General features: G+C 63.8%; 12 protein-coding genes. 5 read left to right on the top strand and 7 right to left on the bottom strand.

What is annotated here, in order from left to right:
* The coding region (locus VOI29_RS14655; RefSeq protein WP_323780031.1) for a DMT family transporter at positions 1 to 710 on the bottom strand (710 nt) is incomplete at its 3' end.
* 76 nt (positions 711 to 786) lie between these two features.
* Between VOI29_RS14655 and VOI29_RS14650 the strand changes: the two genes are divergently transcribed.
* The 3 genes from VOI29_RS14650 (at position 787) to VOI29_RS14640 (ending at position 4,090) form a co-directional block, all read left to right on the top strand.
* Positions 787 to 2,415: an AMP-binding protein gene (locus tag VOI29_RS14650; RefSeq protein ID WP_323780027.1), complete on the top strand. Its 1,629-nt coding sequence runs from the start codon at positions 787 to 789 to the stop codon at positions 2,413 to 2,415.
* Between the two features lie 105 nt (positions 2,416 to 2,520).
* Positions 2,521 to 3,531 (top strand): hypothetical protein, encoded by a 1,011-nt coding sequence (locus VOI29_RS14645; protein ID WP_323780024.1) that lies wholly within the window; start codon positions 2,521 to 2,523, stop codon positions 3,529 to 3,531.
* A gap of 115 nt (positions 3,532 to 3,646) precedes the next feature.
* On the top strand, positions 3,647 to 4,090 hold the full coding sequence (locus tag VOI29_RS14640; RefSeq protein ID WP_323780022.1) for a PACE efflux transporter: 444 nt from the start codon (positions 3,647 to 3,649) through the stop codon (positions 4,088 to 4,090).
* A 67-nt stretch (positions 4,091 to 4,157) separates the two neighbouring features.
* Here VOI29_RS14640 and VOI29_RS14635 read toward each other — a convergent pair whose 3' ends face one another.
* From VOI29_RS14635 to VOI29_RS14615, 5 genes are all read right to left on the bottom strand, one after another.
* Positions 4,158 to 5,513 (bottom strand): SPOR domain-containing protein, encoded by a 1,356-nt coding sequence (locus tag VOI29_RS14635; RefSeq protein ID WP_323780019.1) that lies wholly within the window; start codon positions 5,511 to 5,513, stop codon positions 4,158 to 4,160.
* A gap of 183 nt (positions 5,514 to 5,696) precedes the next feature.
* A complete protein-coding gene (upp, locus tag VOI29_RS14630) occupies positions 5,697 to 6,329 on the bottom strand; it encodes a uracil phosphoribosyltransferase (RefSeq protein ID WP_323780016.1) in 633 nt (210 codons plus the stop codon).
* Between the two features lie 91 nt (positions 6,330 to 6,420).
* Positions 6,421 to 7,632, bottom strand: coding sequence for a phosphopentomutase (locus VOI29_RS14625; protein ID WP_323780013.1), 1,212 nt, complete (start codon positions 7,630 to 7,632; stop codon positions 6,421 to 6,423).
* Positions 7,632 to 8,936: a thymidine phosphorylase gene (locus tag VOI29_RS14620; protein ID WP_323780011.1), complete on the bottom strand. Its 1,305-nt coding sequence runs from the start codon at positions 8,934 to 8,936 to the stop codon at positions 7,632 to 7,634. The genes VOI29_RS14625 and VOI29_RS14620 overlap by 1 nt, the downstream gene beginning before the upstream one ends.
* On the bottom strand, positions 8,936 to 9,328 hold the full coding sequence (locus tag VOI29_RS14615) for a cytidine deaminase (protein WP_323780009.1): 393 nt from the start codon (positions 9,326 to 9,328) through the stop codon (positions 8,936 to 8,938). Before VOI29_RS14615 ends, VOI29_RS14620 begins: the two co-directional genes overlap by 1 nt.
* A gap of 802 nt (positions 9,329 to 10,130) precedes the next feature.
* Between VOI29_RS14615 and VOI29_RS14610 the strand changes: the two genes are divergently transcribed.
* Positions 10,131 to 12,404, top strand: coding sequence for an NADP-dependent malic enzyme (locus tag VOI29_RS14610; protein WP_323780007.1), 2,274 nt, complete (start codon positions 10,131 to 10,133; stop codon positions 12,402 to 12,404).
* Positions 12,405 to 12,464: 60 nt separating this feature from the next.
* On the top strand, positions 12,465 to 12,863 hold the full coding sequence (locus VOI29_RS14605) for a GFA family protein (protein ID WP_323780004.1): 399 nt from the start codon (positions 12,465 to 12,467) through the stop codon (positions 12,861 to 12,863).
* Positions 12,864 to 12,886: 23 nt separating this feature from the next.
* Here the strand turns inward: VOI29_RS14605 and prpE are convergent.
* On the bottom strand, positions 12,887 to 14,704 hold a 1,818-nt coding region (prpE, locus tag VOI29_RS14600; protein WP_323780001.1), incomplete at its 5' end, for a propionate-CoA ligase PrpE.

The following is a 14,704-nucleotide window of genomic DNA, read 5'->3' as shown; positions in this document are numbered from 1 at the left end:
CTGAGTTTCTTTTGGCACCAGCCCGTCGCTATCGGCAAGAGCGGAGTGTTTCCAAAGCCGCCCGCGCCTGCGGGCACCGCCTGCGGCCAGACCTCCAGGCCTGCCAGCAGCAACCCGCCGATCGCGCCCTGCACCAGAAGATAGATGAACAGCATCGCCACTGTGCTTTCCCCCTGGCAGCAAAGACCGGTGGCCAGCGACCCCAGCGCATAGAACAGCCCGCCCGCAACCGGCACCAGAATCAGCCAGTTGAACGCAGCGGGATCCGGCTGCAGCACCATCATAACCCCGGCAAAGCCAAAAAGTACGGCGCCGACCCGGACCCAGCCGATCCGCAGTTTCAGGAACAGAACCGATATCAGCACAATCAGAATCGGCGAGGTGAACAATCCCGCCAACGCCTGTGCAATCGGCATCAAGGCGACAGCCGCAAAATAAAACACCATCGCAACCGCAACCAGCACGGCACGCAGCAGCACCGCGCCTGTCCTGTACGGGGCCAGGCCGCCAAACCCGGCCCGGGCCATCAGCCACAGAAACGGCAGCGCGACAATGCTCCGCAGCAGATAGAACTGGCCCAGCCCGATCTGTTCGGCCATCAGCGGCACCGCGTTGTCGGTGATGCCGATTATCATCATTGCCGCCAGCATGGCATGGGCGGCCGCCGACTGGCTGCCGGTCTCTGCGGAAAGGGTCGCTGTTTGTTTCATACCCTTTCCATTGCCCGCAACATTCCGCAATATCTGTCCTCTAAACGACACCAAAGTGATTCAGGGGAGGAAACTGATGGGGTGGATGGCGGATGAAACCGGTCTGGAGAAGACCGCCGCGAATTATGTGCCGCTGACGCCGCTGTCGCATCTGCAGCGTGCAGCGCAGGTGTTTCCGGAGCATCTTGCAGTCAGCTATGGCAAGCACCGCAAGACCTATGCCGAATACCACGCACGCTGCAGCCGGCTGGCCTCGGGGCTGGTCAAGCTGGGTGTGAAACCGGGGGACGTAGTGGCGACCCTGCTTCCGAACATCCCGGCCCAGGCCGAGGCGCATTTCGGGGTGCCTGCCTGCGGGGCGGTGCTGAACACGATCAATACCAGGCTGGATGTGGGCACGGTGTCCTATATCTTCGGCCATGGCGAGGCCAAGGCGGTGCTGGTCGATACGCAATTCCTGGACCTGGCCGAGGCCGCGGTTGCGGAAATGGACGGCCCGGCCCCGGTTCTGATCGAGGTGGCGGACGATCAGGCAAGCTGGCACGCAACCGGCCGCCACTTGGAATATGAAGCGCTGCTGGCCAGCGGTGACCCTGAATTCCAGTGGATCATGCCCGAGGATGAATGGGAAAGCCTGGCGCTGAACTATACCTCCGGCACCACCGGGCGGCCCAAGGGCGTGGTTTACCACCACCGAGGCGCCTATCTGATGACCATGGGCACGGTGATCTCCTGGCGGATGGTGCTGCATCCGGTCTATCTGACCATCGTGCCGCTGTTCCACTGCAACGGCTGGAACCACAGCTGGATGATGCCGCTGGTCGGCGGCACGCTGGTTTGCTGCCGCGATATCACCGCGCAGAACATCTATAACGCCATCCACTACGAGGGCGTCACCCATTTCGGCGGCGCACCGATCGTGCTGAACATGATTGTCAACGCGCTGGACGAGGAACGCCGCACCTTCGGCCACACGGTGGAGGTTTTCACCGCAGGCGCGCCGCCTGCTCCGGCCACACTGTCGAAGATCGAAAACCTCGGCTTCAACGTCACCCATGTTTACGGGCTGACCGAAACCTTCGGCCATGTCACCGAATGCTATTGGAAAGCAGCCGAGTGGGACGGGCTGGACAAGGCCGGCATAGCCGCCAGAAAGGCGCGCCAAGGTGTTGCCATGCCAATGCTGGAGCCGGTGGTAGTGCGCGACAGCGCGCACAACACCCTGCCGATGGACGGCGAAAGCCAAGGCGAGATCGCGTTGCGCGGCAATGTGGTGATGAAGGGCTACCTGAAAAACCCCGAAGCCACTGCGGAGGCCTTCAAGGGCGGCTATTTCAACTCCGGCGATCTCGCGGTGCAGCACCCGGACGGCTATATCCAGATAGCGGACCGGGCCAAGGACATCATCATCTCGGGCGGGGAGAACATTTCCTCGGTTGAGGTGGAGGGTGTGCTGATGGCGCATCCGGATGTGCTGCTGGCCGCTGTCGCGGCGATGCCGGACGCGAAATGGGGCGAAGTGCCTTGTGCCTTTGTCGAGCTGAAACCCGGCGCCGCAGAAGACGACGCGGCATTGATCGCCTTTACGCGCAAGACGCTGGCGGGCTTCAAGGCGCCCAAGAAAGTGGTGTTCCAGGAGCTGCCGAAAACCTCCACTGGCAAGATCCAGAAGTTCGAACTGCGGAAAATCGCCAAGACCCTGTAACTTTTCATGGCGAAACAGCATCCGGGGGCGGCAAAGCAATTTGCTGCCCCTGTTTTATGTGATTATCCTTGCAGCAACGATAAGAATGGGGGCCGGGCTGGCTGCATGACGGCATTGAAGGAATTCGAGCGGCTGGAGGCTGCGGGCTTGTGGCGCGCAGACCGGCAAGCGCAGCGGCGGGATGTGATCATCTCGCTGGGGGATGCGACGCTGACCATTGCCAGTATGAACGACCTGCCGCTGGCGCATTGGTCGCTGGCCGCGGTCGAGCGCGCCAATCCCGGAGAGTTCCCGGCCCTGTTCCACCCCGATGGCGACCCTGGAGAGACTCTGGAACTGGCGCAGGACGAAACCGCCATGCTGGAAGCGATCGCCCGGGTGCAAAACGCCATCGGCCGCTCCCGCGCACGGCCCGGGCGGCTGCGGGCCGTCAGTATCCTGGGCACATTGGCGCTGGTACTGGCGCTGCTGGTCCTGTGGCTGCCGGGGGCAGTCACCCGGCATGCGGTCAGCGTGGTTCCCGACATTAAGCGCAAGGCCATTGGCCAGGCATTGCTGGGCCGGATCGAGCGGGTCTCGGGCCCCGCCTGCGCGACCCCCGAAGCCGCACCGATCCTGAAGGATCTGGCACAGCGCACCGGGGTGCGGCAGCTGGCGGTGCTTCGCTCTGGCATTCCCGGCAGCCTCCATCTGCCTGGCGGCATCGTGCTTCTGAACCGTTCGTTCGTTGAGGATTTCGAGGACCCGGCGGTGGCAGCCGGCGCCATCCTGGCGGAACGCGCCCGGGCCGCAGCCAGCGACCCGATGTTCGAACTGCTGCACGCCGGCGGGTTTCTGTCCACTTTCAAGCTGTTGACCACCGGCGAACTGGACCGGGCTGCGCTGGATGCCTATTCCGAGGCCACCCTGGCCAGCCCGCGGCCGGAATTGCCGGATCAGCTGCTGCTGTCGGAATTTGCCCGCGCGGCCCTGCCCTCCTCGCCCTATGCCTACGCGCTGGACATCACCGGCGAAACGGTGCTGGGGCTGATCGAGGCGGATCCGATGGCGGGCCGCGACCAGGAGCCGCTGCTGAATGACCGCGACTGGGTGCAACTGCAGAATATCTGCGGCTGATTCCCCCCTTGAAATTGCCGGATCGCTCTATATTTTCTGCACCTAAGCGAGGACGGCCTCCCCCACTCCGGGACAACGCTCCGGGACGGCCCGGCACAATCTTAGGGGATAGGCCATGCGCACCGCCAAAGACCGTTTCCGCCATGCCATTTCATTTGAACTGTTGGGCCTGCTGCTTGTCACGCCAGTCGGCGCCTGGCTGTTTCACATACCTTTCCAGCATTTCGGAGCGGCAGCCCTTATCTGTTCTATAATCGCAACCCTTTGGAACTATGTCTATAATGTTGCTTTCGACCGCGCAATGCAGCGTCAGACGGGCAGCACTCAGAAGACGATAGCACAGCGTATTCTACATGCCGTTATGTTCGAACTGGGCCTGTTGCTGGCACTGATGCCATTCCTGGCCTGGTTCCTGGGGGTGACCCTGCTGGAGGCCTTTGTGATGGATATTGGTTTTGCCGGTTTCTACCTCGTCTATGCCTTCGCCTTTAACTGGGGCTATGACATCGTCTTCCCGGTTCCAGCGGCCAGGGCGGCTGAAGTTGCAAATGCCGGCTGAGCAGCTTGTACAGCACACAAAAAAGCCGGGGCAAACCCCGGCTTTTTCCGTTTGTACAGAGGTGCCGCTACTTGCTTAGCTTGGCACCGGAGAAGCCGGCCTTCTGCACTTTGGCCAGTGCGGCAGCGGCCTTTGCCTGGTGGCGGAACGGGCCTGCCAGAACCACCTTGTAGGGCTGCCCCTTGCGGCTGACCGTGCCAAGACGCACCGGCAGCCCGGAGGCGGCAAGGCGGCGGGCGGCGGCTTTTGCCTGCCCGGCATCGGAAAAGGTTGCGGCGCGAACATAGCGGCGCCATTCCGTCTGCTGCGGGGCAGCCGCCTGCGGGGCAGAGCGGGTGGACAGGCGCAGACCTGAGGGCTGCGCTTCTGCCGGGCTGCGGCGCGCTTTGCGCGGCAGTGTCAGTGCGGGGCGGTCCAGCGGAAGCTGCACCAGTTTGCGCGGCACGCCATCGGTCCAGATCCGCGCCATCTGCGCATCGCCCTCGGGCGTGCGCACGCCGCGCATCCTGTTCAGGCGGCCGTCCTCACGTTCCACTGCCAGATAGCCAGCCGGGACTTGGGCAAAACCGGTCACCACTGCCGGGCGCACGGTACGCACCCCACGCTGCGGGTTCAGCCGCCCGTCGGACCAGACCGGACGGTACCCCTGGGGCACCGTGAAACTGTTGCTGAGCCGGCGGTCCTGATAGATATGCGTCTGCACCACGCGCGTATTCGGGGTCAGGCGCAAAGAAGACTGTGCGCCGCTGCCCTGCCCGCCGTAGGTCACCGGTGGAACAGCTTGCGGGCCGCAGCGCCCGCCGGCGGCGTTGGAGTACTGGCGGCTGATGTCCGAAAGGCCGGCACAAGCGCCCCCACCTGCGGGCTGCGCTGCTGCCGGAGCCGGCACTGCCGGCGCCGGGGCTGGCTTGGGCGTCACCCGCACGACCTTCTTGGCTGCCGGTTCCGATGCTGGAGCAGCCGCCGCGGCTGCGGGCCGGGCGCTGGTGGATTGCGGTGTGCGGCGCGGCTTGGCTGTGGTGGCGACCCTGGGCGCAGCAGCAGGTTTGGCTGCGGACGGCGTCCGTTTTGCCGCTGCCGGCGCTGCTGCCCCCGATTGTGCGGGCTGCCGGCCCGGCTCCAGCGTGATCAGTTCCGGCCCCGGGGCCGCCTGCTGCTGCCGCGTAGTGCCTGCCAGCTTGGTCGGCGCATAGCCGCAGATCTGCTTGCGCGAGCGGGAGACGCGCGGAACCCAGGCGACATTGCCGTCAATGCCTGCGCGGATGTAGATACAGCCGCGGCTGTCCACATATTGCTTGCCGGTGTAGGAGACAGGCGGAAACTCGGCGGGCGGGCTGGTTTCACGCAGGGTTTGCGCCTGTATACCTGCTGCGCCAGTTATCCCCGCAATGATGGCCAGTGCAATAATTCTAGTTATTTTCATTCCTGAGCCCCACAAAATATGGCTGCAGGATGCCTGAAACAGGCCTGTGAGTAAAGATTCTGCGGCAGCAATAAGGCCGCAAGCCGGCAATATTCACGCGAATTGGACCCTGATTTCCGGCCCCAAGCGGTGGCCGAACATTCTGGCCAAGGCGCTTGCGGCTGCCCTGGCCGGTGTTTTGGATCATTTGGTGCCGAACATCCGGTCGCCGGCATCGCCCAGGCCGGGCAATATGTAACCCTTCTCGTTCAACTGCCGGTCGAGCGAGGCGGTCACGATCGGCACATCCGGGTGCGTTTCCTTCATGCGCGCAACACCTTCTGGCGAGGCCAGCAGGCAGAGGAAACGGATGTTGTTCGCGCCGGCCTTTTTCAACAGGTCGATGGCAGCGGCTGAGCTGTTGCCGGTCGCCAGCATCGGGTCGACAGCGATCACCAGCCGGTCTTCCAGCGCTTCGGGCGCCTTGAAGTAATATTGCACCGGTTCCAGGGTTTCCTCGTCGCGGTACAGGCCAACAAAGCCGACACGAGCCGAGGGGATCAGCTCCAACACCCCGTCCAGCATGCCGTTGCCCGCACGCAGGATCGACACAAGCGCCAGTTTCTTGCCGGCCAGGATCGGCGCGTCCATCTCCTCCATCGGGGTTTCGATGTTGGTGGTGGTCAGCGCCATTTCGCGGGTGATTTCATAAGCCAGAAGTTGGGTGATCTCACGCAGCAGGCGGCGGAAGCCGGCCGTGGATGTGCCCTTGTCCCGCATCAGGGTCAGCTTGTGCTGCACAAGCGGGTGATCAACAACAGTCAGGTGGTCGGTCATGGGGCACTCCTTGGTATCTGCATCCGGCGGGTCTGTTTGCAGCGCTTTTACGGGCTTGGCCGCGGCTGGCAAGCGGGTTTTGACCATCGGGTCAAAGAAAGCTTTTGCCGGGGCCTTGGGCCGGGACATTCAGATGGGCAGCGATTGAGGCCGCCACATCGGCGAATTTGACCTGCCCGATGGTGCCTGCGTCAAGCCCCGCGATCAGCACCGGCACTTGTTCGCGGGTATGGTCGGAGCCGGGCCAGCTGGGGTCGTTGCCATGATCGGCGGTCAGCAGCAGCATATCGCCCTTGTGCAGTTTGCCCTGCAGGCGGCCGATTTCCGCATCGAACCACTCCAGCGCGCGGGCATAGCCGGGGATGTCGCGGGTGTGGCCGTGCATACTGTCGAACTCGACAAAGTTGGCGAAGGTCAGGCTGCCCTGCTCCGCCGTCTCCACCGCATGAAAGAGATGCTCCATCAGCCTGGCATCAGAGCCCTTTTTCAGAGTGTCGATGCCGGACATGGAGAAGATGTCGCCGATCTTGCCGATGGCATGGACCCGGCCGCCTGCGTCCTGCACCCAGTTGGTCAGCACCGGCGCCGGCGTTGTGATGGCAAAGTCGCGGCGGTTGGTGGTGCGGGTGAAGCCTTGCTCTGCCGAGCCGATGAAGGGGCGCGCGATGACCCGGCCCACTTTCATTGCGTGCAGGCGCGGGGCAATGGCTTTGCAAAGCTCCAGCAGGCGATCGAGGCCGAAGGTTTCCTCATGTGCGGCGATCTGGAAAACGCTGTCGGCGGAGGTGTAGCAGATCGGCTTGCCCGTCCGCATATGTTCGGCGCCAAGGGTGTCGAGGATCACCGTGCCGGAGGCGTGGCAGTTGCCCAGGATGCCGCCGGTGCCGGCCTGCTCCGCAACAAAAGCCGTCAACGCCTCCGGGAAAGAGGGCGCCTGATCGGGGAAGTAATGCCAGTCCCAGGGCACCGGCAGGCCCGCCAGCTCCCAATGGCCGGATGGCGTATCCTTGCCGCGGCTGAGCTCGCGGGCGCAGCCCCACAGGCCCTGCGGATCCGCGTCCAGACCCGGGAACGGCACCGAGGACGCCAGCCGCATCGCGGCGCCAAGGCCGAGGCGCTCCAAGTTCGGCAGATGCAGCGGGCCGCTGCGCCCCTCGTCTGCCCGGCCGGCGGCGCAGGCCTGGGCGATATGGGCCAGCGTGTTGGCACCAAGGTCCGGCAGGTCGCCGTTGAAGAATTTCCCGGCATCTGGCGCACCGCCGATGCCAACGGAATCCATTACCACTAGGAAGGCACGGGGCATCAGGAGATCCTTTCGTGAACCAGCGGCGGCAGGGCGTCCGGCGCCGCCCCGATGGAGACCGCGGCAACAAGAGCGGCCTCCGCCATATCTGCCGCATCGTCGCTGGCCGCGTGAATGCAGGCAAGGGTGTCCCCTGCCCCGACCTGCTGGCCCAGGCGGACGAGACCCGAAATACCGACGCCCGGGTGAATACGGTCGCTTTCCACCATCCGGCCGCCGCCAAGGCGGACAACGGCCAGGCCGAGCGCCTCGCCGTTCATGGCCGTGACGAACCCTGCCGATAGTGTCTTGACCTCCCTGATGACTTCTGCGCCGGGCAGATGATCCTGCCATCTGTCTGCAAAGTCAGCGGGGCCGCCCAGAGCCGCGATCATCCGGGCCAAGCGGTCTGCCGCGCTGCCATCCGTTAGGGCTGCAGTGATCTTGTCCGCGCCCTCAGCCGCGTCCGCGGCCAACCCCGCGTGAACAAGCAGTTCACCGCCCAGTACCGACGAGATTTCAGCCAGCGGCCCGTTGGCTTTGGCGGTCAGCATCCGCATCACCTCTGCCACCTCCAGCGCATTGCCCAGGGCGGGCGCCAGCGGTTGGTTCATGTCGGTGATCAGCGCCGAGGTCCGGCAGCCCGCCGCATTGGCAGTATCGCAGAGGGATTGCGCCAAAGCGCGCGCCTCATCCGCCGTTTTCATGAAAGCACCGGAGCCGATCTTGACGTCCAGCACCAGCGCATCCGGGCTGGCGGCCAGCTTCTTGGAGAGGATCGAAGCGGTGATCATGTCTAGGCTTTCGACCGTCGCGGTTACATCGCGGATGGCATAAAGCCGCTTGTCCGCAGGTGCGATCTGCGCCGTGGCGCCGACAATGGCGCAGCCGGCATCCTGCATCATCCGGCGCAGATGGTCTTCGCTGACGCTGACGGAGACGCCGGGAATGGCTTCCAGCTTATCCAGGGTGCCGCCGGTATGGCCCAGGCCGCGGCCCGAGATCATCGGCACATAGGCGCCGCAGGCGGCCAGTGCGGGCGCCAGCAGCAGCGAGACGCAATCCCCCACGCCGCCGGTGGAATGCTTGTCCAGCACCGGCCCGTCCAGATCCCAGTCCAGCACATCGCCGGTGTCGCGCATCGCCAGCGTCAGGGCGCGGCGGCCCTCGACACTCAGCCCCTGCAGGCAAACGGCCATGGCAAAGGCGCCGGCCTGCGCATCGGACACCGCACCGCTGGCCAGCCCTTGGGCAAACCAGCGCAGATCTTCTTCGCCAGGTGTTTCACCGCGCCGCAGCATTGCATTGATGGCGCGGGCATCCATCAGCAGCGCTCCATATGGTCCGTGTCAAAAGCGCCCGGCAGCAGATCGCCGATTGTGGTGTCTTTCTCGGCGCCGTCGGTGGTGGCCAGGGTCACTTTGACGTCACCGGTGCCGAACTCCTTGAGCTTCTGGCGGCAGCCCCCGCAAGGCGGAATCGGTGCGGGGCAGTCGGCGACCACATAGACCTCTGCCAGCTCCGTCTCGCCCGCCGCCACCATCGCGGCAATGGCGCCGGCCTCGGCGCAGGTGCCCTCCGGGTAGGCCACGTTTTCGACATTGCAGCCCACGTAAATCTGGCCGGAAGCCGAACGGACAGCCGCACCGACCTTGAAATTTGAATACGGTGCGTAGGCGTTTTCGCGGACGGCAGTGGCAGCGGCTTTGAGGCTCATCGGTGCTTCCCCGGTTTTTGATCATCTGGTCAGAATGCCGCAGCCTAGCTGAATTGCCCCGGTGAGCGGAAGCCCCCTAATGCAGTTCCTGTGTTCCCCTGCTGCCATGCTGCATACGCCGGGCAAGGTTGCCTCCGGCAGTTGCACAGCGCCGCGGGGCGCGCTGAGGCGTGCCTTCATGCCCGGCACCGGGCCGCCGCCAGGGGAGCGGATGCGGCCGGCGATGATCAACCGCCCTGACCATCCGGCAACAGGCCACGGACAAGCCTGCCTGAGCGGCAGAAAATCCAGGGCGCCTGGCCGTTCAGGCGGCGGACGGGAAAGCTGTGCACGGTTCGGGACTTCACCACCGGTGGCCAATGCTCTTCGCTCCCGGTCCTGGTGATTGGGCACGGTCAGGCAGCGATGGCCTTCGGCAATTCCATCAGGATCTTCAGTCACAATGCGGGTTGTGCCGGGGGTTTTCGCCGGCCCCCTTTTCAACCCACAGGCTCAGGCCGTGTTTGCACGGCACCGAAGTTTGCGGAACATCCGCGGGGTGAAACATTTTCATCTTTACAGCCAAGGCATTGGTAGAAAACGGAATATCATTGCGCCGCACATCAGCCGACGGGCGGGATCCGCGATTGCATCGCTCACTTTTTACTCCCAATTCACTTGGCAGCCCGGTGGCCTTGCGGCAGGATCCGGACAACAAGCCGCCGCCGCAACTGCCGCCGCGTTCATTTGCGTCAGTTTGGACTAGGTTTCCGGCAGGAAAAATGGTTTAACGCTAAACAAAATCGATATCCAGGAGCGCCAGATGTCCGATCAACAGAACCTGCGCCAAGCCGCACTCAACTATCACGAGTTTCCGCAGCCCGGTAAGCTGGAGATCCGCGCGACCAAACCGATGGCCAACGGCCGCGATCTGGCGCGCGCCTATTCCCCGGGCGTGGCGGAGGCCTGCATCGAAATCAAGGCGGATGAGGCCAATGCCGCCCGCTATACCTCGCGCGGCAATCTGGTTGCGGTTGTGACGAACGGCTCGGCGGTACTGGGGCTGGGCAACATCGGTGCGCTGGCCTCGAAGCCGGTGATGGAGGGCAAGGCGGTCCTGTTCAAGAACTTCGCGGGCATCGACTGCTTTGACATCGAAGTCAACGAAAGCGACCCCGAGAAGCTGGCCGATATCGTCTGCTCGCTGGAGCCGACGTTCGGCGCGATCAATCTGGAAGACATCAAGGCGCCGGATTGCTTTGTGGTGGAAAAGCTGTGCCGCGAGCGGATGAACATCCCGGTTTTCCATGACGATCAGCATGGGACAGCCATCGTCGTAGGGGCCGCTGCCAAGAACGCCCTGCATGTGGCGGGCAAGTCGTTTGACGAGATCAAGATCGTCTCAACCGGCGGCGGTGCGGCTGGGATCGCCTGCCTCAACATGCTGGTGAAGCTGGGGGTGAAGCGCGAGAACATCTGGCTCTGCGATATTCACGGGCTGGTCTATGAGGGCCGCGAAGAGGACATGAACCCGCAGAAAGCGGCCTTTGCCCAGTCCTCGGACAAGCGGACGCTGGATGAGGTGGTTGACGGCGCTGATCTGTTCCTGGGGTTGTCCGGACCGAACGTGCTGAAGCCGGAAATGGTCGGCAGAATGGCCAAACGGCCAATCATCTTTGCCCTGGCCAACCCGACACCCGAAATCATGCCCGACCAGGCACGCAAGGTGGCGCCGGATGCGATCATCGCTACCGGGCGCAGCGATTTTCCAAACCAGGTCAACAACGTGCTGTGCTTCCCCTTCATTTTCCGCGGGGCGCTGGACGTGGGGGCGACCGAGATCAACGACGCGATGCAGATTGCCTGTGTCGACGGCATCGCCGAACTGGCGCGGGCAACGACCAGCGCCGAAGCGGCGGCGGCCTATAAGGGCGAGCAGCTGACATTCGGCGCCGATTACCTGATCCCCAAGCCGTTTGACCCGCGACTGGTGGCGGTGGTGTCCTCTGCCGTGGCCAAGGCGGCGATGGAAAGCGGTGTTGCGAACCGGCCGATCAAGGATATCGAAGCCTATAAGCAAAAGCTGAACCAAACCGTCTTCAAATCCGCCCTGCTGATGCGTCCGGTGTTCGAGGCTGCCCGCGCCGCCGCCCGCCGCATTGTCTTTGCCGAGGGCGAGGACGAGCGGGTGCTGCGCGCCGCCCAGGCGATTCTGGAGGAGACAACCGAAACCCCGGTCCTGATCGGCCGCCCGGAAGTAATTGAGCGCCGCTGTGAGCGGCTGGGGCTGGATGTGCGTCCCGGCCGTGACTTTCAGCTGGTCAATCCGGAAAACGACCCGCGGTATTACGACTATTGGAACAGCTATCACAAGCTGATGCAGCGGCGCGGCGTAAGCCCGGACCTGGCCAAGGCGATCATGCGCACCAATACCACCGCAATCGGCGCCATCATGGTCCATCGCGGCGAGGCGGACAGCCTGATCTGCGGCACGTTCGGCGAATACCGCTGGCATATGAACTATGTGGAGCAGGTTCTGGGCGGCAACAGCTACGCGCCGCACGGGGCGCTTTCGCTGATGATCCTGGAGGACGGGCCGCTGTTCATTGCCGACACCCATGTGCGGATTGAGCCAACGCCAGAACAGATCGCAGAAACCGTTATCGGCGCAGCCCGCCATGTGCGCCGCTTTGGCCTGGAACCGAAGATTGCGCTGTGTTCGCAATCGCAATTCGGCAATATCGCCTGCGACACCGGCAGCCGGCTGCGCGCGGCGCTGGAAATCCTCGACGACAGGCGCCGGGATTTTGCCTATGAGGGAGAAATGAACATCGACAGCGCGCTGGACCCTGAGCTGCGCGAACGGATCTTCCCCAATTCGCGGCTGGAGGGCGCGGCCAATGTGCTGATCTTTGCCCATGCCGATGCTGCCTCGGGGGTGCGCAACATCCTGAAAATGCGGGCCGGCGGGCTGGAGGTCGGGCCGATCCTGATGGGCATGGGCAACCGCGCCCATATCGTTTCCCCCTCGATCACCGCGCGCGGGCTTTTGAACATGGCCGCCATTGCCGGCACCCCGGTGGCGCACTACGGTTAAACCTGCGGCTGGGAATTAACGCTGGCCGCCCATCCGGGGAGGCCAGTAGGGGGACCAGCCATGAGAGGGCATTGCCACTGCGGCGCCGTGCATTGGGAGAGCCAGGCCGAAGCGGCCTGGAGCTGCTACTGTCATTGCGCCGATTGCCGCCGCAATTGCGCGGCACCTGTCACCGCATTTTTCGGACTGCCGCATGAGTCGGTCGCATGGTCCGGTTCAGAGCCGCAGATCTACAATTCCTCTACCGGTGTCGAGCGGCTGTTCTGCAGCGCCTGCGGCACCCAGATGGCCTATCGCACTGCACGCGATACGGTGAATATCCACATGTACACAGCGACCTTGGAATGCCCCGGGGAACTGCCCCCCAGGTTCCATGTCTTCCACTCCGACCATGTGAGCTGGCTGGAGCTGAAAGACAGGCTGCCCCGCTACGGCCGGGGCAGAGATCATGATGCGTAGCCGCTGACCGGGCTGGCGGACGCTTATCTGGCGTAGCCGATAGCCCGCAGAGCATCCTTGATTTCGTCCAGCACAGCGGGATCGTCGATCGTTGCAGGCATCTTCCACGGCGTGCCATCAGCGATGTTCACCATGGTGCCGCGCAGGATCTTTCCGGAACGGGTCTTGGGCAGCCGGTCGACCACCGCCGCAAGTTTGAAGGCAGCAACCGGGCCGATCTTCTCGCGCACCAGTTTAACGACCTCGGCGACCACCTCGCCAGGGTCGCGGCCAGCGCCGGAATTCAGGCAGAGGAAGCCAACAGGTATCTGGCCCTTGAGGCTGTCCGCCACACCAATCACCGCGCATTCGGCAACATCCGGGTGGCCCGACAGCACTTCCTCCATGCCGCCGGTCGACAGGCGGTGGCCCGCCACATTGATCACATCATCTGTGCGCGCCATGATGTAGAGATAGCCGTCCTCGTCCTTCATGCCGGCATCGCCGGTCTCGTAGTAGCCGGGGAAGGTGGTGAGGTAGCTTTTCCTGAACCGGTCCCCGGCATTCCACAGAGTCGGCAGGGTGCCCGGCGGCAACGGCAGCTTCACTGCAATGGCGCCCAGTTCGCCTGGTGCCACCGGGTTGCCGCCCTCGTCCAGAATGTCCACCTCATAGCCGGGCATCGGCAGCGCAGGCGAGCCGAGCTTGGTCGGCAGTTCTTCTATCCCCAGGGGGTTGGCGGCAATCGACCAGCCGGTTTCAGTCTGCCACCAGTGGTCCACCACCGGAACCTTCAGCTGTTCCTGCGCCCAGGTGATGGTGTCGGGATCGGCGCGCTCGCCGGCCAGATAGACCTGCTGCAGGCAGCTCAGATCGTATTTGCGGACGAATTCGCCCTTGGGGTCCTCCCGCTTGACCGCGCGGAAAGCGGTGGGGGCAGTAAAGAAGCTTTTGACCCCATGCTCGGAAATAACCCGCCAGAAGGTGCCAGCATCCGGCGTTCCCACCGGCTTGCCCTCGAACACCACTGTCGTGTTGCCGTGGATCAGCGGACCGTAGCAGATATAGGAGTGACCGACGACCCAGCCCACATCCGACGCCGCCCAGAACACATCGCCGGGATCAACGTTGTAGATGTTCTTCATCGTCCAGTTCAGCGCCACCAGCTGGCCCGCAGTGTGGCGGATCACCCCCTTGGGCTGGCCGGTGGTGCCGGAGGTGTAGAGGATATAGGAGGGGTGGTTGCCCTCTACCGGAACACATTCAGCGGGTTCCACTCCGTATTGGAACCCATGCCAGTTCACATCCCGGCCCGGGATCAGATCCGCCACTTCCTGTTCGCGCTGGAAGATCACGCAGAACTCCGGCTTATGTTCCGCGAGGTCGATAGCGCCGTCCAGCAGCGGCTTGTAATGCACGGTCCGGCCTGGCTCGATCCCGCAGGAGGCGGCGATGATCGCCTTGGGCTTGGCGTCGTCGATCCGCACTGCCAATTCGTTGGAAGCAAAGCCGCCGAACACCACCGAATGCACCGCGCCGATGCGGGCGCAGGCCAGCATCGCCTCAAGCGCCTCAGGGATCATCGGCATGTAGATGATGACCCGGTCGCCCTTTTCGATGCCCTTGGCACGCAGCGCCCCGGCCAGAGTGGCGACACGGTTGCGCAGTTCGACATAGGAGATTTCACGCTTGGTCTGGGTGACAGGGCTGTCATAGATGATCGCGGTCTGCTCGCCGCGGCCCTGTTCGACGTGACGGTCTACGGCATTGTAGCAGGTGTTCACCTTGGCATCGGCAAACCATTCGTAAAGACCGTCGCCTTTGTCAAACAACGCCTGTTTCGGGGCTTCAACCCAATTGAT

It is taken from the genome of Leisingera sp. (assembly GCF_034669605.1).
GTDB lineage: Bacteria > Pseudomonadota > Alphaproteobacteria > Rhodobacterales > Rhodobacteraceae > Leisingera.
Note: the sequence above shows the minus strand (reverse complement) of the source record. Positions and strands in the feature narration are given on the sequence as shown.

Coding starts and splice junctions, on each gene's coding strand:
- VOI29_RS14650 (WP_323780027.1), top strand. CDS start 787: ATGGGGTGGATGGCGGATGAAACCGGTCTGGAGAAGACCGCCGCGAAT.
- VOI29_RS14645 (WP_323780024.1), top strand. CDS start 2,521: ATGACGGCATTGAAGGAATTCGAGCGGCTGGAGGCTGCGGGCTTGTGG.
- VOI29_RS14640 (WP_323780022.1), top strand. CDS start 3,647: ATGCGCACCGCCAAAGACCGTTTCCGCCATGCCATTTCATTTGAACTG.
- VOI29_RS14635 (WP_323780019.1), bottom strand. CDS start 5,513: ATGAAAATAACTAGAATTATTGCACTGGCCATCATTGCGGGGATAACT.
- upp (WP_323780016.1), bottom strand. CDS start 6,329: ATGACCGACCACCTGACTGTTGTTGATCACCCGCTTGTGCAGCACAAG.
- VOI29_RS14625 (WP_323780013.1), bottom strand. CDS start 7,632: ATGCCCCGTGCCTTCCTAGTGGTAATGGATTCCGTTGGCATCGGCGGT.
- VOI29_RS14620 (WP_323780011.1), bottom strand. CDS start 8,936: ATGGATGCCCGCGCCATCAATGCAATGCTGCGGCGCGGTGAAACACCT.
- VOI29_RS14615 (WP_323780009.1), bottom strand. CDS start 9,328: ATGAGCCTCAAAGCCGCTGCCACTGCCGTCCGCGAAAACGCCTACGCA.
- VOI29_RS14610 (WP_323780007.1), top strand. CDS start 10,131: ATGTCCGATCAACAGAACCTGCGCCAAGCCGCACTCAACTATCACGAG.
- VOI29_RS14605 (WP_323780004.1), top strand. CDS start 12,465: ATGAGAGGGCATTGCCACTGCGGCGCCGTGCATTGGGAGAGCCAGGCC.